Source organism: Saliphagus sp. LR7, assembly GCF_003344565.1.
GTDB classification, from domain to species: domain Archaea; phylum Halobacteriota; class Halobacteria; order Halobacteriales; family Natrialbaceae; genus Saliphagus; species Saliphagus infecundisoli.
The window spans coordinates 53422-75444 of sequence record NZ_QPND01000010.1 but is presented as its reverse complement, the minus strand read 5'-3'; the positions used below and the strand labels follow the sequence as shown (position 1 = coordinate 75444).

Here is a 22023-nt window from a genome sequence, read left to right as displayed (position 1 = left end):
GTTAGACGATCATCGTCGCCGTGCTCGCGATGGCGCCGAACCGTTCGGCGACCTCGCGGGCGATCGGCCCCTTGATCTCGGTGCCCCGTGGCTCCTCGTTCTCGTCGATGATGACCGCCGCGTTGTCCTCGAACTTCAGGCGGGTGCCGTCGGGCCGGCGGATCGGCTTCCGCTGGCGGACGATCACCGCTTCGAGCACCTGGCGGCGCATCTCGGGGGTCCCTTTCGTGACGGAGACGGTCACCTTGTCGCCAAGCCCCGCCTTCGGCTGGCGGTTCTTAGTTCCCTGGTAGCCCGCGACGCTGATGACTTTCAGCTCGCGTGCGCCCGTGTTGTCCGCACACGTGACCAGGGACCCCTTCTTCAGGCCCTGGGTGACGTCGGCTTTCATCGCTTCCATCAGGCGTCACCCTCCGTGTCGGCCTCGGGTTCGGCGCCCTCGGTGACGTCGCTCGCCGAGAGCTCCTGGTCGGGCTCGGTCTGCCGGGTCAACTCGGCGAGGTCCTCGGCGGTCGCCTCCTCGATTCGTTCGACGACCACGTGCGATTTCGTCTTCGACAGTGGTCGGGTCTCTGCGATGGTGACCGTGTCGCCGACCGAGAGGCCCTCGAGCACGCCCGGCACGTGTGCCGGGATGCGCGAGCGACGCTTCATCTGACGGTCGTACTTCGGGACCGTCACGTCGTACTCTCGTTCGACGACTACGGTCTTGTCCATGTCCGTCGAGACGACGGTGCCGACCAGGGTCTGGCCCCGGACCGGTAGGTCGCCGTAGAACGGACACTTCTCGTAGTCGTATTCCTCCGGGTTTTCCGGTTCCGGAGGGGTTTCTACATCTAATCCTATTGCCATGGTGAATCACCGCTCGTTTCGGTTCGCCGCGCGGGTCGTGAGAGCAGTCGCGATCCATCGACCGTAACGTAGGCCACGTTCTCGCCAGCGGCGTGCCCGAAGGCACGACAGCCGACGGCGGCGCCGTCGGCTCGGTCCTCGACTCCGGACTCGACGGAGTCGGAGGGTTGGGCGTCGGCCAGTTTGAACGCGGTCCCCGGGGACCTCTCGTCCCCGGCGGCGTCATCTGTGATCGCGAACTCGAAGACGGACCCCTCCTTGGGCACGGTCACCACCCGCCTGGAGCCGCCGCTTCGGGTCTCGACCTGTAGGGTGTTGGTCGTCTCGACGACGACCCGCCCCGAGAGGCCGACCCGCGAGGGGTCGTCGCTCTCTGCGACCCGAACGGGAAGCCCGTTCAGCTCGTGGCGAACCAGGGTTTCGGGTGTGAGTGCCATTGGGTTGGGGTCCGTCTCGGTTGCCGTGCTATTCTTCGTCCGCTTCGAGATCGCCTTCTTCTCGCTGGATCGTCTTGATCCGGGCGATCGTTCGCTTCAGCTCGCCGATCTCGCCGGGGTTTTCGGGCGCGCCGCCGGCGGCGAGCACCGCCTTCGCGTTGAGGAGCTCGGTCTCTAACTCCTCGAGTTCGGCCTCGCGCTCGGCGGGGGTCATGTCTCGGAGCTCCTCGGCGTGGACGATCGCCATCAGTCCTCACCTCCCCCGTCTTCGTCGTTTTCGTCGTCATCCGAGGCCTCGCCCTCCTCGTCCATCTCCGAGAGCAACTCCTCGGCTTCGGCCTCGACGTCCTCCTCGAGGTCGTCGAGTTCCTCCTCGATCTCCTCGTCGGCCGGCGCTTCGGCCTCGTCGTCGGCCGTCTCCTCGTCGATGATCTCCTCGACGACCTCCTCGTCGACCTCGGCCTCGCCGGGCTCGGCGGGCTCCTCGACGTCCTCGTCGGCGCGTTCGTCGGCGACGTCGTCGTCGGGTTCGCCCTCGAGCAGGTCCTCGACGCTCTCGTTTGCCTCGACGGCCTCGGGGACGACCTCCTCGGGGTCTGCGTCCTCGTGGACGTCGAAGTCGTCGGGGAGTTCGGCGCCCGGCGGGATGATCTTGACGTTGACGCCGATCGTGCCGAGCTTCATGACGGCGACGCCCTGGCCGTGGTCGACGACCTCCTCTGCGGGCTCGCCGTTGTGCTTGATGTAGCCCCGGTTGAACTTCTCGACCCGCGAGCGCGCGCCGGTGACCTTCCCGGCGAGGACGATCTCGGCGCCCAACGCGCCGGCGTCCATGATCCGGTCGATGGTGGTGTGGCCGGCTTTCCGGAAGTACCACCCTCGTTCGAGGGCGTTGGCGAGTCGGTCGGCGACGATCCGTGCGTTCAGATCGGGTTCGTCGACCTCCTGGACGTCGATCTGGGGGTCGTCGAGGTTGAACTTCTCCTCTAAGGCGGTGGTGACCTTCCGGATGTTCTCGCCGCCCTTGCCGATGACCATGCCGGGTTTCTCGGCTTTGAGGACGATCTGGGTCCCCATCGGGGTCTTGGCGACGTCCATTCCGCCGTAGCCCGCACGGCCGAGTTCGTCCGCGAAGAACTCGTCGATCTGGGAGCGTTGCAGGCCGTCCTCGATGAACTGGTGTTCGTCCGCCATTAGCTATCGTCCTCCGTGTGTTCGTCCTCGATCTCGGCGACGACGATCTCGACGTCGACCTCCGGCGTGTTCCAGGCGCTCGCCCGCCCCATCGCGCGGGGCTTGCGGCCCGTCGACTCGCCGACCTTGTGGGCGGCGACGTGTTCGATCCGCATCTCGTCGCCGGTAAACCCCTGGTGGTCGGCGTTGGCCGTGACGTTCTCGAGCAGGTCGAGGAACTCGCCGCTTACCTTCTCGGGGTACTTGCCGGCGTCCCAGCCGTCGATGTCCGAGCGGTGGCCGGCGCCGGTGTTGTGGGACTTGAACGGCACCGACTGCTCCTCGTCGATGACCGACTGGAGGTACCCCGTCGCCTCGGCGACGGTCTTGCCCTTGATCGCGCGGGCGACCTCCTTGCTGTGCTTGTGGCTCATTGGGCGCTCCCGGAGCATGGCTTTCGCCGTCGAATCCGGGTCCGCCTCGACAGAGTAGTTGATTCCCATGCGTGGATCACTTCAGTGGGACGAACTTCGAGGAGCGCGTCGCGCCGATCCCCGCCTGGCCGTGTTCGACCGAGTTGCGGGTCAGCTGGAACTCGCCCAGGTAGTGGCCGATCATCTCGGGCTGGACGCGCACGCGCTCGAAGCTCTGTCCGGTGTAGACCTCGAAGGTGAGATCGACGAACTCGGGGACGATCGGCATGTCCCGCAGGTGGGTCCTGATCGGCGAGTTCGCCGTCTCCTCCTCCTCGGCCTCGCGGGCCTCCTCGAGGAGCTTCTGCTTCTCGACGGAGAGCCCGCGGTCGATGCTTCGCCGCATCCGTGCGGGCAGCAGTTCGGCGACCTCCTCGAGGTCCATTCCCTGGAGGTCGTCTAGCGTGTGACCGCGGTAGGTAAACTCGCCCTCGCGGCCGGTTCTGTACTCGGAACTCATTCGTTACCACCCCGCCCGGTTCGTCGGGAGGAGATGTCTCCCACTTTCCGTCCCGGCGGCGCGTTGCGCGAGACGGATTTGGGCTTGCCCGGGTGCTGGCGACCGCCGCCGCCGAACGGGTGGTCGATGGCGTTCATCGCGACGCCCCGGACGCGGGGCCACTTCGTGCCCCGTGCTTTCATCTTGTGATACTTGTTGCCGGCCTTGACGAACGGCTTCTCGGTCCGGCCGCCGCCGGCGACGACGCCGATGGTGGCCCGACACTGGGGATCCAGCCGTTTGACCTCGCCGCTCGGAAGCTGGATCACTGCCGCGTTGCGGTCGTGGGTCACGAGGTCGGCGTTGACGCCCGAAGCACGGGCGAACTTCCCGCCGTCGCCCTGGTTGGCCTCGACGTTACAGATCGGAACGCCCTCGGGGATCTCCGCCAGGGGCAGCGTGTTCCCGGGTGCGATCTCGGCGCTGATCCCGACCTGGATCTCGTCGCCGACCGTGATTCCTTCCGGCGCGAGGATCAGACGCTGGTCGCCGTCCTCGAACTCGACGGCGACGACCGGCGCCGACCGCGCGGGGTCGTGTTCGACGTCGACGACCGTCCCGCGGACGACGTCGCCGTCCTCGGGTTTCTTGTGCTCTAAGTTCTCCTTGTACCGGTGGGAGGGTGCCCGGAACGTCGGCGTGCCGCGGCCGCGTCGTTGGCCGAGGATCCGTCGTCCCATCTCAGAACACCCCGATCCGCGAGGCGACTTCCTGTGCGTCGTCGTCCTCGCTCAGTCTGACGGTTGCCTTTTTCTTCCCTTTCATCGTGATCTGTGTGTTGACCCCGGAGACGGAGACGTCGAACTGGTCCTCGATCGCCTCCCTGATCTCGGGTTTGGTGGCGTCCAGGTGGACGACGAACTGGAGCTTGTTCTCGAAGTCCATGTCGTTCATCGCCTTCTCGGTGACCAGCGGGTAGTCGATGACGCCGCTCATCGCTCGGCCACCTCCTCGACGGCGCTTTCCGTCCAGACCGTGAGCCGACCGCCCTCCGCGCCCGGCGCGAGGTCCTCGGCGTTGACCTCGCTCGCGGTCGCCACGTCGGCGCCCGCGAGGTTCCGCGCGGCCCGGGAGGGCCCCGCCTCGGTGCTCGTCACGAAGAGGATCGACGACGGCTCCTTATACTTGCGGCCACGGGTCGTCCCGCGGCCCGAGCGGATCGACCGGCCCTCGTCGGCGCGGGCGACGTCGCCCGCGAGGCCGACGGTTTCGAGGAAGTCGACGACCTCCCTGGTCTTTTCGAGGTCCTCGAACTCGTCGGTGACGACCAGCGGGAACTCGAGGTCGCTCTCGATTCGATGACCGCGTTCCGCGACGAGGTCGGCGTCGGCCGTCGCTGCGATCGCGCTGCGGACCGCGAGCCGCTTCTCTTTGGTGTTGATCGATTCGCTCCAATCCTTCTCGGCTTTCGGCGGGTGGGCCTTGCGCCCCTTGATCGCCTGGGGGACGCGGCGTGCGCGCCCGTCCTGGCGGGGAACGTGGGCCATCCCGCGGCCGCTGCCGTACGATTCGGCCGGCGTCCGCTTGCCGGCGAACTCGTCGGCGCCGTACTCCTGTTTTCGGTTCGCCTGGGCGGCGCGGACGGCCCGGCCGATGACGTCCGGCCGGTAATCGGTCTCGAAGACCGACGGGAGTTCGACCTCCCCCGCGTCGCTTCCGTCCAGGTCGTATGCTGTTGCTTTCATTGGTGTGCGTTAGCCAGTTTATCCCTGGTTGGATGCGGTGGAGACGAACCGGACCTCGGGATCGAGGCGCGGCTGGTCTCCCGGTCGGATCGCCGGCCGGAAGCGCACGAGGCGCTTTTCCGGTCCGGGGAGCGAACCCTTGATCAACGCGTGGGGGCCGTCGACCTCGCCGTAGTTGACGAAGCCGCCCTCGACCGTCGCGTCGGCGCCGTCGCCGACGGTGACGAGACGCTTGTTGAGTTCGGTGCGCTGGTGGTAGCCGGTCTGGCCCTGCTGGGGGACCGTCGAGCGCACGCGCGAGGGGTTCCAGGGACCGAGGTTGCCGATCCGTCGGCGCCAGCCCTGGCGGGCGTGTTTGCCCTTGCGTTTCTGGACGCCCCAGCGCTTGACGGGGCCCTGGGTGCCCTTTCCTTTCGTGACGCCGCCGGCGTCGACGTACTCGCCGGCGCGGAAGACGTCGTTCATCGCGTGCTCGCCGCCGTCGGCGACGAGCTCGAGCGCGTAGTCGAGTCGGTCGTCGATCGAGCCCCCGCCGACGCGGGTCTCCATGACGTCCGGTCGCTTCTTGGGGACCGACGGCACCGATCCCGGGACGGTGTGGGTGATGACCCTGACGTCGGCGATGCGGCCCTCGTCGGCCGCCCGGCGGAGGTCGTCCTCGGCCGCGTCGGCGTCGTAGTCGTCACCGGGGAGGTCCAGGACGCGTTCGAGGTCGTCCTCGAGTTCGGTCGTCCAGACCTCGGTGATCGGTTTCTGTCCGTACGGTGTGTCCTCGTACGCACGCAGGGCGACGGCGCGCATCGGCGGCGTCTCCACGATCGTGACGGGAACGGTCGTCTCCATTCCCTCCGTCGACGAGTTCGCCTCGTCGTCGATCATCACGACGTGGGTCATGCCGGCCTTGTAGCCCGCAAAGCCCTGGAGCGTCGGCTGTCCGTCGTCGTCCGGCCACGAGTTGAATCGCGGGACCTCGCTGGCCGCGCGCTTTCGTGGGCCGAACCCGAGTGAGCCTTTCCGTGGTGAGTTCGGTTGTGGCATTCTATCACGCTGGCAGTGTGAGGCAGGCGAGGGTCGCGAACATCGCTTCCTCCGTCCGTACGACCTCGCTGCCCTGATCCGGAACCGTGTTCAGCCAGAGGTCGAACCCCGGATCGGCGGGTTCGACTCCGTTCTCGGCACCGTCGGCGCCGACGGCCGACGCCTCAATGCCGAGGATGTCGGGCAGCCCTCTCTCGGGCGAGCCGAAGGCGACGGTCATCCCGTCACCGACCCGTCCGGCCAACCTCCCCAGCCGCCCGACGGTGAGTTCTTCACCGTAGCGGGAGGCCGCGATGGGGACGCCGGCGTCCTCACGGCCGAGTGCTGTCCGAAGGTCCGCGCGGCAGATCGACAGCCCCGGAACGGGCCGATCGACCAGTTTCGCGCGGACCGGTCGTCGCGAAGAGATCCTGACGGTGACGCGCTCCCCCTCGGAGACCTCCATTCCGGGAGGCTGGTTGAGGGAGATCGGGTGTTGCAGTCCGCAATTGACCCGGACGCGGCCTTCAGGTCCGACCTCGGTCACGATCCCTTGTCTTATCGACCCCGAACCGTTCGATTCGGAGCCGGTCCGTGACGCGACACGCAGCGGCGGGAGGACACCGACGTACTCCAGTTCGTCGCGCTTGCCCCACACCTCGGTTTTGAGGTATGGCGGCGTCGCGGCGTACCGCAGCACGGTTTCGACGAACCCGCCACCGAGTCGCCTCTCGCCTTCCCGGTCGGGGAAGACGACGAGACGGTCGGCGCGGAAGACCGTCGCCGCGCGGGCGATGTAGCCGAGTTTTCGGGTCGCCTCGCGTTTGTCTTCTGCCTCGCGGCAGACCGACGACGGCACGAGTACGCTGACTGTCATCCCGTGGCGCTTGGGCGTCTCGCCACTAGACTGTAGCGATCATTGCGCCGATGGCCCTAAAAGAGTAGCGGATTCGCTCGGGGCTGTCAACGGCTCACACCACCGTTATCGTGAGAATTGGGGTCATGCGACCGATCGTCAGGATACCCCATCCGATTCGCAATCCTTATACACCCTTCCGGCTGTACGATTGAATACAGGGCGCTGGTAGTGTAGTGGTATCACGTGACCTTGCCATGGTCACAACCTGGGTTCAAATCCCAGCCAGCGCACTTCTACGGCGAACGACTCCGACGAGCACCGCGTACCGTGTGCTCGTCACAGGGGAGCAGAGAAGTCGCCCTCTATTTTACGGAAGACGCACGCTCACGAGCGTAGCGAGTGAGACCGTCTCAGCGTGGTTCAAATCCCAGCCAGCGCCGTCCGAAACCGGGTCGGTCGGGGAGTCACCGCGAGGCGAGACGCTCGCCGATCACGGCAGAGAGGTCGGTGAGGTAGATCCCGCCCCAGATCGCGACGACCACCCCGCCGATGAGGTTGAAGGTGAGGTCGAGCAAGGTGTCCTCGATGCCGTACTGGACGAGGATGCCCCGGGTACCGAGCAGGTCGGCGACGATCCCGATGGCGAACTCGAGGAGCTCCCAGGCGACGCCGAAGGCGAGGACGAACACGAGGATGACGACGGACATGAACCGCGGCGGGATCGAGACCGCCTCGGCGTGGCGCTCGAAGGCGAGGACGGTGGCGTAGCCGGCGGCGGCGACGACGGAGGCCGACAGCGAGTGGGTGACGTGGTCCCACCACCACACCTGTCTGTAGAAGGTCCAGCCTGCTCCCGGGATGCCGACGACGCCGACGGCGTGGAGGAAGGCGGCGGCGGTGAGCCACAGCGCGAGTCCCGGTCCGAGCGTGATGCCGTAGTCCCGTTCGAGAACCGAGGGGAGCCGAGCCACGAGGAGCGCGACGCCGGTGTTGACGATGACGCCGACGCTGCCCCGCTCGAGCCCGACGAACAGCAGGCCGACCAGTACGAGTTCCATCGCGCGGACAAGCCGGCGCTGGCCGGCCTCCGAGAGCCGCAGGTCAGCCATCGACCCTCCCTCGAGCCTCGGGCGGGATGCGGTCGTCGATCGACACCCGTTCGCGGAAGTACCACCGGAAGATCGCGCCGGCGGCGACGCCCGCGAGCGTCGAGTAGGCGAACTCGATCATCAGCTCGTCGTTGGTCGTCTCGTAGGGCCGTTCCAGCAGGACGGCGGCGTACCACTGGAGGAGTTCCCAGACCGCCGCGGCGGCCATCGTTCCGGCGACGACGAGGACGATGGCGAACCCGGAGGACATCCGGATCGAGGTGAACGCGTCGAGCTCGACGGCGATCACGAGCCCGACGGCCGCGAGCGCGAGGTAGGCGAAGAGGGGCCCCGAGAACCGCTCGGCCCCGAGGACGAGCCCGATCAGGGGGAGCGTCGCCAGCGCGAGCACCTCCCAGGGGAGCATCACGTACCGCGACCGGTAGGCGATCGGCGGGAGCACCGCCAGGATCACCACCACGAGCGCGAACGTAGACCAGAGGACGCCGGCGACGACGAGTTCGCCGACCCAGACCGCGGCCGCGAGCGCGACCAGCAGCCAGGCGGCGACGGCGTTTCGTCTCCCGTCCGCGAGCATCCCTGTGAGCGTCGACCCGGACACGCTCTCCTCTCGCTTCCGGGGCCCCATTACTGTGGGGGATCAGCCCGCCAGGAGGTAGACGGCGGCGTAGCTCCCCAGCGCGAGGGCGACCCCGGCCAGCCCGGTCGAGACGGTCTCGAGGGTGCGCGATGGGTCCTCCAGGCGGCGCCACGCCTCGGTTCGGAGGGCGACCGGCGGTCGCGAGAGTCCACAGACGACGCCGACCGCGAGGATCGAGAGGACGAACGGGTAGGCGACGTGGATCGTCGGCGGCGCGAGCACGAGCGCGATGGCGCCGTAGCCCGCGCCCAGCGTCGCGCGGCGGTCGATGAGCCCGCGGGGCGACCGGCCGGCCAGGTGTGCCACCACCGCCACGGCGAGGGCGACGACGGTCAGCTCGAGGGCGAACGTCGCGAGCAGGTGCAGCGTCGGGTCCCCCGCGAGGACGACCCGCTCGGTCGCGAGGTCGGCGTCGAGGGGGTAGAGCAGCGCCGGCGGCTGGCCGGTCAGGAAGTCCCCCCAGGGATGAGAGGCCAGGCCCGCGGTCGCGACCAGCCCGACGACCCGCGGGGAGAGGTCGGCGTGACGGCGCGCGAGCGTCGCCACCCCGAGGCCGGCCGCGGCGAACGCGGCCATCACCGCCCCGCCGGCGGGGCCCTCGAGGGCGGCCGCGACGGCCACGAGTGCCCCGAGGGGGCCGAGCGAGAGCGCCCGGACGGCCGTTCGCGAGCGGTCGGGGGTCTGGGGGCGGGCCCACAGCCCGAACGCGGGTCCGGCGACCGCCGCGACGATCAGCGAGTGGGTCATCGAGCGGTGGACGCCGTCGACGGCTCCCCAGAAAGCGCTGGGGCGGACGGTGGAGCCGGCGACGAGGTGGGCCGGGTCCATCGCGAAGACGGCGTAGACCACGTCGACGTCGGGGATCGCCGCGAACGCGCCGGCGAGGATCCCGAGGGCGACGACGCGGTGGCGGGCCCAGCCTCGCCACTCGGCGGCCAGGGCCGCGAGGGCGAACGCCAGGAGCGCGTGGCCGACGAACATCGATCGAGTCGTAGGGATCGGGCGAGCATAAGCGTCGCGCCCGATCGTTCGTGCACGATGCATCCCATAGATTCATTTCGCTCGGATCGATAGTCGGGGTATGCGACGTCGAGAGTTCCTGTCGGCCGGCACCGTTCTCGCGGCCGGGCTCGCCGGCTGTGCGGCCGAGCGGATCGAGGAGGAGAACGAATCCGAGGGCGGGAACGGCAACGGGACCGGCGACGACTCCACCGACACCGACGGGAACGACACTGGCGGGAACGACTCCGATGGGGACGCGGAGAACGACACCGCCGAGGGGGCGGACGGAGAGGGGGACGAGGCCGGAAACGACACCGCGATCGACAACGACACCGAAGGCGACGACGATACCGAGTCGGGCAACGATACCGACGGATCGGACGACGGGGACTCGAGCACTGAGAGCGAAGGGAGCGCCGACGACGGGGGCGACGGATCGGACGCCGACGACGATACCGCCGACGAGACGACGGATACCGAGGGGGGCGGATCCGATGGATCGGAAGACACCGATGAGGACGAGGACACTGACGACTCCGGCAACGGGGACACCGACGACGACAGTGACGGCGACTCCGGTGACGGGGACGGTTCCCAGGGGACCGAGACCGACGACGGTTCGAGCGACGGGAACGGGAGCGACGACGGCTCCGGGGAGGAGGATAGCGGTGACGACTCCGGCGATGGTTCCGAGAACGGTTCCGTCGATGACGACACTAACGAGTCGGATGACGACGATACCGACGGCGACGATGACTCCGAGGACGACTCCGGCGGAGACGATACCGACGAGGACGATAGCGATGATACCGGCGGATCCGACGGCGGCGACGATGACGACTCGGAGGACGGCGGGAGCGAGGAGGACACGGAGACGGCGCCGTTCGGGATCCGGGTCCTCGGTCCGGCCGGGGAGGGAATCGAGGGGGCGAGCATCCGGACCGAGGGGCCGAGCGTCCTCGAGGGCGAGACCGGCGGCGACGGGACGTACGCCACGGAGGCGCCGGTCGGCACGTACGCCGTCGAGATCTCTCATCCCGACTATCGAGGCCGGACGGTCGAGTACGAAAACGACGACGGGGAGGAGGCTGTCGTGGAGCTCGAGGCCGCCGAGGGTGCGCCGCCGACCTCCGGACTGCGCCTGATCGTCACCGACCCCGACGGCGAGCCGATCGAGGGCGCGAGCGTCCGCGGCGAGGGCGAGTCCCTCGCGGCCGACGTCCCGCTGGTGTTCACCGGCGAGACCGATTCCGAGGGGGTCTACCCGGACCGGATCTACGAGAACACCTATACGATCGAGATCTCTCATCCGGACTACGAGTCCCGGACGGTCGAGTACGACCACGACGGTGCGACCGAGCTCACCGTCGAACTCGCGCCGGCGTGAGCCCTACTCCCGTCTGAGCGCCTCGATGGGATCGACGCTGGCCGCCCGCCAGGCCGGATAGAGCCCCGAGAGGACCCCCACGCCGACGCCGACGGCGGCCGCAATGGCGATCCACTGTAGGGGATAGACCATCGGCCAGCCGAGCATCGAGACCGCGAGGTAGCCGAGCCCGATCCCGGCGGCGACGCCGACGACCGCGCCGATCGATCCGAGGATCACCGACTCGAGCAAGAAGAGCTGGACGATGTCGCGTTTGCGCGCGCCGACGGCCTTCATCACGCCGATCTCGCGGGTCCGTTCGGTCACCGAGACGATCATGATGTTGGCGATCCCGATCGAGCCGACGACCAGCGAGATGGCGGCGATCCCGCCGATGAACACCGTCAGCTGGTCGACGATCCCCGCGACCTGGTCGACCGCGTCGTCGACCGTCTGGACCGCGATCGTGTGCTCGTCGTCCTTCAGTTCCCGAGCGTCCGCGTCCGTCTCGAAGTACTCCGTGATTGCCTCCTTCGTCGGATCGACGTCGTCCATGCTCTCGGCGCGCACCTCGAGGGAGGGGTAGGCCCGTTCGGTCTCTCCGTCGGGGGTCTCGATGGTGAGTTCGTAGTGGGAGTCGACGGGGAGGTAGACCGTCGGCTGGCTCGGCTGTCCGCCGACGCTGGCGTTGGCGATTCCGACCGCCGTGACCGTTTTCGTCTCGCCGTCCTCGAACGTGATCGAGAGCTCGTCGCCGACCGAGACGTTGTCCTCGAACAGCCGGGCGGCCTGGCCACTGACGACCGCCTCGTCGTCGGCGGACGGCGAGAACGTCTCGCCGTCCTCGAGGGGGTACATCGACTCGTTGCCGAACCGTTCGGGGATCGTCGCCTCGACGCCGACCGTCCCGGTCTGGCTCTCCTCGCCGTGCGAGAGCTGGACCGCGGGGAGGCTCCCCGAGGGCGCGACGTAGTCGACGCCGTCCATTCTCTCGATGGCCTCGACGTCGGACTCGGTGTAGATCGGCGCCTCGACGAACATGATCCCGGTGCCGGTCTCGGGCTCGGTCTGGGTGACGACCTGCATCACCGGCTCGCTCTCGTCGTCCAGGTCGCCGACGACGTTCTCGGTGAACGCGCCCCCCAGCACCATGAAGACGATCACGGAGGCGATGCCGATGATGACGCCGACGGTGGTCAGCGTCGACCGGAGCTTGTGGCCGGTGATCGCCCGCCAGCCGATCCGGACGCTCTCGCGGAGCTTCATCGCTTGCCCTCCAGCTGCTCGATCTCCGCTAGCTCGCCGTCGATCAGGTGGACGATCCGATCCGCGCGCTCGGCGACCCGGCGCTCGTGGGTCACCATCAGGATCGTCCGGCCGGCGGCCTGGAGTTCGTCGAAGACGGCCAGGATCTCGTCGCCGGTCTCGGTATCCAGGTTGCCCGTCGGCTCGTCGGCCAGCAGGAGCGTGGGTTCGTTCGCGAGCGCCCGCGCGATGGCGACGCGCTGGCGCTGTCCGCCCGAGAGCTCGTTGGGCGCGTGATCGAGGCGGTCGCCCAGTCCCACCCGCGAAAGCAGCGTTTCCGCGCGCTCGTGGCGACCGGCCTCGACGCCGTCGTGAAAGACCAGCGGCAGCGTCACGTTCTCGGCGGCGGTGAGCCGGGGCATGAGGTTGAACGTCTGGAAGACGAACCCGATCTCGGTCCCCCGCAGGCGGGCGCGTTCGCCTCCCGAGAGGTCGCCGACGGAGCGACCGCCGATCTCGACCGTCCCCTCGTCGGGCGTGTCGAGACAGCCCAGGAGGTTCATCAGCGTGCTCTTGCCCGAGCCGCTCGGCCCCATCACCGCGGTGTACGATCCGGCAGGGAGCGACAGCGAGACGCCGTCGAGGGCGTCCACCGGCTCCCCCATGTAGTACGTCCTTCGGACGTCGCGAGCGACGACCGGCGATCCCCCCTCCGACGCAGGTTCCCCCGTTGACATCCCCTCGAACTAGTCCCTCGATCTACATTATTCTGGGGGTGGTACGTGAACCCGAACCGTCGGTTCGAACCGGCATCCGGAGCCGCCGGGCGAACGCTTTTGGCCGGCGTCGGCGAAGCCGGCGGTATGCGAACCGTCACCGCAGGCGACGTCGAGATCCCCGCGCTCGGCTTCGGCACCGCACGGATGGACGACCACGACGTCCGGGTGAGAGCGATCGAGGCCGCCCTCGAGGCGGGCTATCGCCACATCGACACCGCCCAGATCTACGGCAGCGAGCCCGCCGTCGGCGAGGCCATAGAGAACTCCGCCGTCGACCGCGAGGAGGTGTTCGTGACGACCAAGCTCGCCGACGACAACCGCGCCCACGACGCCGCCGTCGAGTCGGTCCACGAAAGCGTCGAGAACCTCGGCGTCGAGACCGTGGACCTCCTCCTGATCCACTCGCCCAACGACGACGTGAGCCACGAGGAGACCCTGGATGCGATGAACGAGGTCCGCGACGACGGGCTGGTCTCTCACCTCGGCGTCTCTAACTTCTCGGTCGCCCAGACCCGGGAGGCCGAGGAACTGTCGGACGCGCCGATCGTCACCAACCAGGTCGAGTACCACGTCGAGCACCGCCAGGACGACCTTCTCGCCTACTGCATCGAGAACGACGTCGTCCTCACCGCGTACAGCCCGCTCGGCGTCGGCGACCTGCTCGACGACGACACGCTCGGCGAGGTCGCGGCGGCCCACGACAAGACCCCGGCCCAGGTCGCGATCCGGTGGCTGCTCGAACAGCCCCAGGTCTCGCCGATCCCGATGTCCTCCTCGCCCGAGCACGTCCGGGAGAACTTCGAGGTGTTCGACTTCGAGCTCTCCGGGGAGCAGCGCCGCGACCTCTTTGCCGTCGGCGGCGACCTCCCCGACAGGCTCGCCGACCGGCTCGGGCTGTAACTTGCTTCTGTCGACGGAATCCTTTTCGTCCTCGATCCGCTTCGGGGGATATGAGTCGGTCAGCGCCGTCGCCCGGGGAGGTCCTCGAGGTGGTAGGGGACCTCGCTCCTCCCGGCACGCCGCTTACGACCCCGGAGGTCGCCACGGAGTTCGACTGTACCTCCCGGACCGTCTACAACAAGCTGGAGGCCCTGGTCGAGGAGGGGGTCCTCGAGACGAAGAAGGTCGGCTCCCGCGGTCGGGTCTGGTGGCGGCCGCCGGTCGGCGGGATCGACGACGACGGCGCGGACGCAGACGGTGTGCTGGCGGGCGACGATGCCAGCCGGGAGCCGTTCGACGACGAGTTCGACCGGGAGGGACGCTTTCTCGACGCGATCCTCTCGAACGTCGACGACTACGTCTACGTCTGGAACCGCGAGAAAGAGCTGGTGTACGCAAACGAGTCCCTCGAGGCGTTCTGGGGGATGGCCGACGGCGAGTACCTCGGCAGAACGAACCGGGAGTTGGGGACGCCCCCCGGGGAGAGCGACCGCCTCGAGGGCGAGGTCGAGCGGGTGTTCGAGACCGGGGAGACGGTCCAGGGCGAGGCCCCCTACACCGAGCCCGCGGACGCGGAGGGCTACCACGAGTACGTCCTCAGCCCGATCCGGGGAGGAGACGGCGCGGTCGAGTTCGTCGCCGGGATCTCCCGGGACGCCACCGAGCGCAGGGAGGCGGAGGCGGCGGCGGCCGAATCGACGTTCCGACAGCTGTTCGAGAACGTCCCCGGCAACTACCTCGTCGTCGAACCCGGGAGCTACGAGATCGTCGCCGTCAGCGACGCCTACCTCGAGTCGACGATGACCGAACGCGAGGCGATCCTGGGCGAGAGCCTCTTTTCGGTCTTCCCGGCCGATCCCGCCGATCCCGCCGAAGGCGTCTCACGGCTCAGAGACTCCCTCGATCGCGTCGAGACGGAGGGCGAAAGCGACGTGATGTCGATCACCTATTACCCGATCCCCGACCCCGACTCGGAGGGGGAGTTCGTCGAACGGTGGTGGAACCCGATCAACTCGCCGGTCTTCGGTTCGACGGGTGAGATCGACTACGTCATCCACCGCGTCGAGGACGTGACGCCGGTCGTCGAACGGCTCGACGACGGGGAGATCGAGACGATCCTGGAGGGGTTTCCGGCCGACGACTCCCGGCTCACCGGCGACGTGATGCTCCGGGGTCAGGAGCTCTACCGGGCGAAAGAGCGGGCCTACGAGCGACTCCGCGAGAGCGAGCGCCGCTACCGGACGCTGTTCGAGTCGATCGACGAGGGGTTTTGCGTCCTCGAACGCTGCGACGGCGAGGGGCCGACGGACTTCCGGTTCGTCGAGGCGAACCCGGCGTTCGAGGCCGAAAGCGGCGTCGTAGACGTCGTCGGGCGGACGATCCGGGAGGTGGTTCCCGAGGAGGCCGACGGCTGGATCGAGGCCTACCGGGAGGTCCTCGAGACGGGCGAATCGACCCGGTTCGAACGCGAACTCCGGACGACGGGGCGGATCCTCGAGCTGTACGCCTTCCGGGTCGGCGACGGATCGGAGGGGCGAGTCGGCGTGATCTTCCAGGACGTCACCGAGCGAAAGCGGACCAGGGCGACGATCGAGCGGCTGAACGCGGTCGGCCGGGAACTGATCGACGCCGATCCCGACGGGATCCGCGAGCGCGCCCCCGAGGTCGTCCGGGAGACCCTCGGGGTCGAGTACGCCGCCCTCTGGCGGTACGACGAGCGCGGCGAGATCGAGCGGGCGGCGAGCAGCGTCGATCCGGGGACGGCCATCGACGTCGACGGGTTCCCCGAGGGGTTCGACGAGCGGATCTGGGAGGCGTTCGTCGGGGGTGCGATCGCCGTCGAGGAGGATCTGCCCGAGGAACTTCCCCTGGAGACCTGTGCGCTGGTCCCCCTCGGCAGACACGGCGTCGTCCGTCTGGGGACGACCGAGTCCGGGCGGTTCGACGAGACGGCAGTCGACCTCGCGGGGACCGTCGCGGCGACGATCGAGGCAGCCCTCGACCGCGCTGAGGGGGAGCGCCGGCTCGAGGACCAAAACGAGGAACTCGAGCGCCTGGACCGGCTCAACACGCTCATCCGCGACATCGATCAGGCGCTGGTCCAGGCGGACACCCTCGCGGGGATCGACCGGGCGGTCTGTGAGCGACTGGCCGACGCAGACCGGTTCGCGTTCGCCTGGATCGGCGAGTACGACCCCGCCGCCGGGCGGGTCGAGCCCCGGGAGTGGGCCGGTATCGGCGCCGGCACCGTCGAGGAGCTCGTGGCCGACGAGCCCGCACGCGACGACCCGATCGTCGCCGCCGTCGAGCGCCGGGAGGCCCAGGTCGTCGCCGACGTCGCCACCGACCCCCGGGCCGGCCCGTGGCGCGAGGCCGCCCTGGAGCGGGGCGGGCGATCGTGTCTCTCGATCCCGCTCGTCTACGAGGAATCGATCTACGGCGTCCTGAAGGTCTACGGCGCCAGCCCGCGACCCGACGAGCGCGACCGCGAGGTCCTGGCGGAGCTGGGCCGGACGATTGCCCACGCGATCCACGCGGTCGAGGCCCGCGAGACGCGGCGGACCGACAGCGTCGTCGAGCTGACGGTCCGCTCGCGGGGTTCGGAGACGCCCCTCGCCCGGCTCTCGCGGGAAACGGGGTGTACGTTCGAGGTCGAGGGAATCGTCCCCCGACCCGGCGGGCCGGACGCGGTCTTCGTCACCGTCGCGGGCGATCCCGAGGCGTTCCTCGCGGCCGCCGAGGACGCCGTCCCGATCGAGGGCGTCGGCGCCATCGCCGACCGGGAGGGCGACTCCCCGTTCCGGGTTCACCCCGCGGAGCCGACCCTCGCCTCGACGCTGCGGGAGGGCGATGCCGTCGTCAGCTCGCTGTCGATTGAGGAGGGGGTCGCGACCGCCGTCGTCGATCTGGACCGCTCGGCGGACGTCCGGGCGTTCGTCGAGGGCGTCCGGGAGCGGGTTCCCGACCTCGAACTGCTCACGCGCCACACCCGGGCCCGTCCCCTCGGAAGCCGGCGGACGTTCCGGACCGCATACGAGGACCGGCTTACCGCCCGCCAGGAGGAGGTCATCCGGACCGCCTACCGGAGCGGGTTCTTCGAGTCGCCCCGCCACCGGACCGGCAGCGAGCTCTCCGAGACCCTCGAGATCTCCCAGTCGACGTTCACCCACCATCTCCGGGAGGCCGAACGGAAGCTCTGTGAGCTGCTGTTCGACCGGTCGTGAGTCGTGGTACCGTCCATCTACCGGACGGGATCGTCCGTTTAGTCCGGTCCCCGGTGATTTCGGCGGGTTCGCTGCGACTGACGCGCCACGGATCTAGATGGTTCGTATCCGCGGTCGGTCGGATCGAGAACGTTCGCAACCATTTCTTCGTCCTGCAGGCCGACACCCGGACGCCCTCGGACGCCACGACCCGCTTCCAGTAATCATCTCCTTTCGGCCCCGCGGCGGGCCCCACCACGGCGGCAAACGTATGGGGCGGGGGGTTCGATTGTGAACCATCCATGGTCCCCCTCACTGACTCCCTCCTGGACTCCGCCCGCCTCCTGCTGGTCGGGACGACCGACTGGATCGGAGCCGTCGAGGACGAACTCCAGGCCCGGACCGACGCGACGGTGCGGACGGCCGCCACGGCCGCGAGGGCCCGCGAGGCCCTCGCCGACCCGCCCGACTGTCTCCTCACTGAGTACGCACTCGGCGAGGAAACGGGGATCGACCTCCTCTCGACGGTCCGGTCGGAGACGGCGACTCTCCCCGTCGTCGTCTGTACCGCGTCCGGCGACGAGGCCGTCGCCAGCGAGGCCATCGGCGCCGGCGCGGCCGACTACGTCCCGATCGAGGTGGCAGATGACGGGGTCGAGGAGGTTCTCGAGCGAACCGAACGCGTCGTCCGGGAGGCCCGCCGGAGCGCGACCCGCCGCGAGCGCGCCAAGCAGTTCGACGCCCTCTTTCACGACGCGAGAGCGGCGACGTGGGTTCTGGAGCCGAACGGCCGCGTGAGCCGGCTGAATCGGACGGCCCGCGGGATGGTCGAGACCGACGCCGCCGCGGTCGTCGGCGATCCCTTCTGGGGCCTTTCGTGCTGGTCGGACGCCGCCGAGGACGTCGAACGGCTCGTCTCGAACGCCCTCGAGGGCGGGTTCGCGAGCGCGGTCGTCTCCCGGCCCTCCGGCGGCGAGGACCCTCGCGTCGTCGAACTCTCCGTGCGCGTCGTCGAGGGCGAACGCGGCGACCCGGTCTCGATCGTCGTCGAGGGCGTCGATATCACCGACCGAGTGAGTCTAGAGCGGGATCTCCGGCGCTCGGAGGAACTCCACCGGGTCACGCTGAACAACATGACCGACACCGTCCTCATCACCGACGAGGACGGCGCGTACACCTACGTCTGCCCGAACGTTCACTTCATCTTCGGCTACACCGCAAGCGAGATCCGCGAGTTGGGACGGATCGAGGATCTGCTGGGCGAGGACCTCTTCGATCGGGCGGAACTCGCCGAGCGGGGCGTGTTGAAGAACATCGAGTGTACGGCGACCGACAAAGCAGGGCGAGAACACACCCTGCTGGTCAACGTCCGGGAGGTCTCGATTCAAGGCGGGACGCTCCTCTATAGCTGCCGGGACGTCACCAAGCGCAAACAGCGCGAGGAGGCCCTGGCGACCCTCCAGGGGACCGCCCGGGACTTCCTCTACGCGGGGACCCACGCCGAGATCGCCGGTCACGTCGTCGACGACACGCCGGGCGTGCTCGACCTCGAGGCGAGCGCCGTCTATCTCTTCGACGCCGAGACGAACGACCTCCGTCCGGCGGCCCAGTCGGCGGCGATGGAGGAACTCAACGGCCCGCTCCCGACGGTCCACGCCGACGGCGAGACGCTCCCGAGCCACAGCTTCGTCGCCGACGAGGCGCTGTTTTTCGCGGACGTCCACGACGCGGATCGACTCGACAACCGGGTGACCGACCTCCGGAGCGCGTGTTACATCCCTCTGGGCGACCACGGGGTCTTCGTCGCCGGCTCCCCGGAAGTCGGCGTCTTCGACGAGGTACGCCGGGAGCTCGCGGATCTGCTCGCCGCGACCGCGGAGGCGGCCCTCGACCGGGTCAGCCGGGAGTCCCGCCTCCGGGAACAGGACCGGACCCTCCAGCAACGCAACGACCAGCTCACCGCTTTGAACCGGATCAACGAGACCATCCGCGAGATCGACCAGGCGATCGTCCGCGCGGAGACCCGCTCGGAGATCGACCACGCCGTCCCCGAGTTGCTGACCGCCGATGACCGCTTCGCGTTCGCCTGGATCGGGGCGGTCGACCCGGACGGCGACGGCGTAGTGCCCCGGGCCTGGGCCGGCGACGAGGGTGGATACCTCGACAGCCAGTCGTTTCCCGTCGAGCGGTCGGGGGTCGAACCCGCGGGCCGGGCCGCGGCCAGCGGGGAGGTGACGCTCGTCGGAAACGTCGCCGCGGGGCTCCGCGAGGAGCCCTGGCGCTCGGGGGCCCTCGCACGGGACTACCTCTCCGTACTGAGCGTTCCGCTCGTCTACAACGACCTCTCTCACGGCGTGTTGACCGTCTACGCCGGGAGCAGGGACGCCTTCGAGGGCACTGCCCGGGACGTGCTGGCCGAACTCGGCGAGACCGTCGCCGCCGCGATCAGCGCAATCGAACGCAAGAACGCCCTCCTCACGTCGTCGATGACCCGCCTCGAGTTCGCCGTCGACGACCCGACGTTCGTTCTCTCCCGGCTCGCCCGCGAGGCCGGCTGTGGCCTCTCCTATCGTGGCGGGGTCCAGCAGACGGCGGAGGGCAGTTACGTGTTCGTCGCCGTCGAGGACGTCGACGCCGTCGCGGAGGCGGCGGCCGACCTCGTCGCCGTCGAGACCGTCAGGCGAATCAGCGCCGACGGGGAGGAGGGGATCCTCCGGCTGGGGCTCTCGGAGCCGTTCGTCGCGCTGGATCTGGCCGACCACGGCGCCGTGTTCCGGGAGGCCACCGCCGAGCCCGAGGGGACGACGGTCGCGATCGACGTGCCCGAAACGGTCGATTCCCGGGGGATCGCCCGGCTCGTCCGGGAGACGTTCGGCGGCGCGGAGTTGCGCGCCAAACGGGCCCTCGATCGCGCGCCCGACGAGGACCTCCAGTCACGGGTGCTCGGCGAGTTGACCGACCGCCAACTCGAGGTCGTCCAGACGGCCTACTACGCGGGCTTCTTCGAGTCACCCCGCGAGAGCACGGGCGAGGACGTCGCAGTGGCTCTCGACATCTCGCCGACGGCGTTCTACGGCCACGTCCGGACCGTCCAGCGCACGCTGTTTGCGGCGATCTTCGACGAGGGGGCCGCCCGGGTCGCCGCGTCCGGGTGAGGGTTCAATAGTCAACCCCGATCTCTACCAGGGGTTCGGCTGTGAGCCACCGAGTATTCCCTTATACACTTAGTATCGTTTTACCGAGCCCCGGTCCCCGACCGGCGGCCTGATCCCAATGAGAGACGTCGAGATCGACCCCGACGAAGCGAGTCCCTACGAGTGTTTCGAGTGCGGTACGATCATCGTCGCGGAGGACAACCCCGGTACCTGTCCGGACTGTGCCGGCGCGATGCGCAACCGATGGACGGCGATCGAGTAACGATGGCCTCCTCCAGTTCTTCCCACGACGACGGCACGGAGACGACCCCGGACGGGAGCGAGCCCGAGTCGGCCGTCGAGACTGCCCGCCGGCAGCTCCAGGGCGCGGCCGACCGCCTCGAGATCGACCCGAACATCGTCGAGCGCCTGAAACACCCGACGAAGGTCCACGAGGTGACGGTGCCGATCGAGCGCGACGACGGCACCGTCGAGCTGTTCACCGGGTATCGGGCCCAACACGACAGCGTCCGCGGTCCCTACAAGGGCGGACTCAGATATCATCCCGACGTGAGTCGGGACGAGTGCGTCGGCCTGGGAATGTGGATGACCTGGAAGTGTGCGGTGATGGACCTCCCCTTCGGCGGCGCGAAAGGCGGCATCGCCGTCGATCCCAAGGAGCTGAGCGACGGGGAGACCGAACGGCTCACCCGGCGGTTCGCCGAGGAGCTCCGGGAGGTCATCGGCCCGACCGTTGACATTCCCGCCCCCGACATGGGCACCGATCCGCGGACGATGGCGTGGCTGATGGACGCCTACTCGATGCAGGAAGGCGAGACCATCGCGGGCGTCGTCACGGGCAAGCCGCCGGTGATCGGCGGCAGCGAGGGCCGCGAGGAGGCCCCCGGCCGGAGCGTCGCCATCGTCACCGAACTCGCCTGCGAGTACTACGACCGGCCTCTCGAGGGGACGACCGTCGCGATCCAGGGCTACGGCAGCGTCGGCGCCAACGCCGCGCGCCTGCTCGACGACTGGGGCGCGACGATCGTCGCGGTCAGCGACGTCAACGGCGCGATGTACGACCCCGACGGGATCGACACCCGCGCGGTCCCCTCTCACGACGAGGAGCCCGAGGCCGTCACCGACCACGCGGACACCGTCATCGGGAACGAGGCGTTGCTCACCCTGGACGTCGACGTGCTCGTCCCCGCGGCGCTCGGCAACGTCATCACCGAGGAGAACGCGGACGCGGTCGCCGCCGACATCGTGGTCGAGGGCGCGAACGGGCCGACGACCTCCGCCGGGGACGCGATCCTCGCCGACCGGGGCGTCCAGGTGATCCCCGACATCCTCGCGAACGCGGGCGGGGTCACGGTGAGCTACTTCGAGTGGCTCCAGGACATCAACCGACGGGCGTGGTCCCTGGAGCGAGTGAACGAGGAACTCGAGGCGGAGATGAACGCGGCGTGGGCGGCCGTCCGGAGCGAGTTCGACGCCCGGGAGGTCACCTGGCGGGAGGCGGCGTACGTCGTCGCGCTCTCGCGGGTCGGCGAGGCCCACGAGGCTCGAGGGCTCTGGCCGTAGCGCGGGTCGGGAGTCGTGACGGGGAAC

General features: G+C 69.0%; 23 protein-coding genes and 1 tRNA gene. 7 read left to right on the top strand and 17 right to left on the bottom strand.

What is annotated here, in order from left to right; genetic code table 11:
• Position 1: 1 nt before the first annotated feature.
• From DVH23_RS14265 to DVH23_RS14210, 12 genes are read right to left on the bottom strand one after another with little or no spacing between them, the layout of a single operon-like run.
• Complete coding sequence (locus DVH23_RS14265) at positions 2-400, bottom strand: 50S ribosomal protein L14 (protein ID WP_114578103.1); 399 nt, start codon at positions 398-400, stop codon at positions 2-4.
• On the bottom strand, positions 400-852 hold the full coding sequence (locus tag DVH23_RS14260; RefSeq protein ID WP_114578102.1) for a 30S ribosomal protein S17: 453 nt from the start codon (positions 850-852) through the stop codon (positions 400-402). Before DVH23_RS14260 ends, DVH23_RS14265 begins: the two co-directional genes overlap by 1 nt.
• The gene (locus DVH23_RS14255) at positions 843-1289 is read right to left on the bottom strand and encodes a ribonuclease P protein component 1 (RefSeq protein WP_114578101.1); all 447 of its coding nucleotides are present in this window, start codon (positions 1287-1289) and stop codon (positions 843-845) included. The genes DVH23_RS14260 and DVH23_RS14255 overlap by 10 nt, the downstream gene beginning before the upstream one ends.
• Positions 1290-1317: 28 nt before the next feature.
• On the bottom strand, positions 1318-1536 hold the full coding sequence (gene rpmC / locus DVH23_RS14250) for a 50S ribosomal protein L29 (protein WP_114578100.1): 219 nt from the start codon (positions 1534-1536) through the stop codon (positions 1318-1320).
• Positions 1536-2483: a 30S ribosomal protein S3 gene (locus tag DVH23_RS14245; RefSeq protein ID WP_114578099.1), complete on the bottom strand. Its 948-nt coding sequence runs from the start codon at positions 2481-2483 to the stop codon at positions 1536-1538. The genes rpmC and DVH23_RS14245 overlap by 1 nt, the downstream gene beginning before the upstream one ends.
• A complete protein-coding gene (locus DVH23_RS14240; RefSeq protein ID WP_114578098.1) occupies positions 2483-2965 on the bottom strand; it encodes a 50S ribosomal protein L22 in 483 nt (160 codons plus the stop codon). Before DVH23_RS14240 ends, DVH23_RS14245 begins: the two co-directional genes overlap by 1 nt.
• A gap of 7 nt (positions 2966-2972) precedes the next feature.
• Positions 2973-3395, bottom strand: a complete 423-nt coding sequence (locus DVH23_RS14235) for a 30S ribosomal protein S19 (protein WP_114578097.1) — start codon at positions 3393-3395, stop codon at positions 2973-2975.
• On the bottom strand, positions 3392-4114 hold the full coding sequence (locus DVH23_RS14230) for a 50S ribosomal protein L2 (RefSeq protein ID WP_114578096.1): 723 nt from the start codon (positions 4112-4114) through the stop codon (positions 3392-3394). The genes DVH23_RS14235 and DVH23_RS14230 overlap by 4 nt, the downstream gene beginning before the upstream one ends.
• 1 nt (position 4115) lies before the next feature.
• Entirely contained in the window at positions 4116-4370 is a 255-nt protein-coding gene (locus DVH23_RS14225) for a 50S ribosomal protein L23 (protein WP_114578095.1), read from the bottom strand.
• Positions 4367-5119: a 50S ribosomal protein L4 gene (gene rpl4p, locus DVH23_RS14220; RefSeq protein WP_114578094.1), complete on the bottom strand. Its 753-nt coding sequence runs from the start codon at positions 5117-5119 to the stop codon at positions 4367-4369. The genes DVH23_RS14225 and rpl4p overlap by 4 nt, the downstream gene beginning before the upstream one ends.
• 18 nt (positions 5120-5137) lie before the next feature.
• The gene (locus DVH23_RS14215; RefSeq protein ID WP_114578093.1) at positions 5138-6157 is read right to left on the bottom strand and encodes a 50S ribosomal protein L3; all 1020 of its coding nucleotides are present in this window, start codon (positions 6155-6157) and stop codon (positions 5138-5140) included.
• Positions 6158-6161: 4 nt separating this feature from the next.
• Positions 6162-7013 carry a putative RNA uridine N3 methyltransferase gene (locus DVH23_RS14210; RefSeq protein ID WP_114578092.1) on the bottom strand — a complete coding sequence of 284 codons (852 nt, stop codon included), beginning with the start codon at positions 7011-7013 and terminating at the stop codon, positions 6162-6164.
• Between the two features lie 201 nt (positions 7014-7214).
• Here DVH23_RS14210 and DVH23_RS14205 point away from each other — a divergent pair.
• Positions 7215-7285: transfer RNA gene (locus tag DVH23_RS14205), tRNA-Gly, on the top strand.
• Positions 7286-7459: 174 nt separating this feature from the next.
• Here DVH23_RS14205 and DVH23_RS14200 read toward each other — a convergent pair.
• Genes DVH23_RS14200 through DVH23_RS14190 form a run of 3 tightly spaced genes read right to left on the bottom strand, consistent with a single transcriptional unit; the run spans position 7460 to position 9725 of the window.
• Complete coding sequence (locus DVH23_RS14200; protein WP_114578091.1) at positions 7460-8104, bottom strand: hypothetical protein; 645 nt, start codon at positions 8102-8104, stop codon at positions 7460-7462.
• Entirely contained in the window at positions 8097-8705 is a 609-nt protein-coding gene (locus DVH23_RS14195) for a hypothetical protein (protein ID WP_157972404.1), read from the bottom strand. Before DVH23_RS14195 ends, DVH23_RS14200 begins: the two co-directional genes overlap by 8 nt.
• 39 nt (positions 8706-8744) lie before the next feature.
• On the bottom strand, positions 8745-9725 hold the full coding sequence (locus DVH23_RS14190; protein WP_114578089.1) for a metal-dependent hydrolase: 981 nt from the start codon (positions 9723-9725) through the stop codon (positions 8745-8747).
• 100 nt (positions 9726-9825) lie between these two features.
• Here DVH23_RS14190 and DVH23_RS14185 point away from each other — a divergent pair, with 100 nt between their 5' ends.
• Entirely contained in the window at positions 9826-11133 is a 1308-nt protein-coding gene (locus tag DVH23_RS14185) for a carboxypeptidase-like regulatory domain-containing protein (RefSeq protein WP_114578088.1), read from the top strand.
• Positions 11134-11136: 3 nt separating this feature from the next.
• Here the strand turns inward: DVH23_RS14185 and DVH23_RS14180 are convergent, their stop codons facing one another.
• Together DVH23_RS14180 and DVH23_RS14175 are read right to left on the bottom strand one after the other, a co-directional pair.
• Positions 11137-12378, bottom strand: coding sequence for an ABC transporter permease (locus DVH23_RS14180; RefSeq protein WP_114578087.1), 1242 nt, complete (start codon positions 12376-12378; stop codon positions 11137-11139).
• A complete protein-coding gene (locus DVH23_RS14175) occupies positions 12375-13094 on the bottom strand; it encodes an ABC transporter ATP-binding protein (protein ID WP_114578086.1) in 720 nt (239 codons plus the stop codon). Before DVH23_RS14175 ends, DVH23_RS14180 begins: the two co-directional genes overlap by 4 nt.
• A gap of 126 nt (positions 13095-13220) precedes the next feature.
• On the opposite strand from DVH23_RS14175, the gene DVH23_RS14170 reads away from it, so the two are divergent.
• The 5 genes from DVH23_RS14170 to gdhB all read left to right on the top strand — a co-directional run bounded on the left by DVH23_RS14170 (position 13221) and on the right by gdhB (position 21996).
• Positions 13221-14036: an aldo/keto reductase gene (locus DVH23_RS14170; protein WP_114578085.1), complete on the top strand. Its 816-nt coding sequence runs from the start codon at positions 13221-13223 to the stop codon at positions 14034-14036.
• A 50-nt stretch (positions 14037-14086) separates the two neighbouring features.
• Positions 14087-17299: a bacterio-opsin activator domain-containing protein gene (locus tag DVH23_RS14165; RefSeq protein ID WP_114578084.1), complete on the top strand. Its 3213-nt coding sequence runs from the start codon at positions 14087-14089 to the stop codon at positions 17297-17299.
• 281 nt (positions 17300-17580) lie between these two features.
• Positions 17581-20433: a bacterio-opsin activator domain-containing protein gene (locus tag DVH23_RS14160; protein ID WP_114578083.1), complete on the top strand. Its 2853-nt coding sequence runs from the start codon at positions 17581-17583 to the stop codon at positions 20431-20433.
• Positions 20434-20551: 118 nt separating this feature from the next.
• Positions 20552-20695, top strand: a complete 144-nt coding sequence (locus DVH23_RS14155) for a rubrerythrin-like domain-containing protein (RefSeq protein ID WP_114578082.1) — start codon at positions 20552-20554, stop codon at positions 20693-20695.
• Positions 20696-20697: 2 nt separating this feature from the next.
• Positions 20698-21996, top strand: a complete 1299-nt coding sequence (gene gdhB, locus DVH23_RS14150; protein ID WP_114578081.1) for a glutamate dehydrogenase GdhB — start codon at positions 20698-20700, stop codon at positions 21994-21996.
• Positions 21997-22023 lie beyond the last annotated feature (27 nt).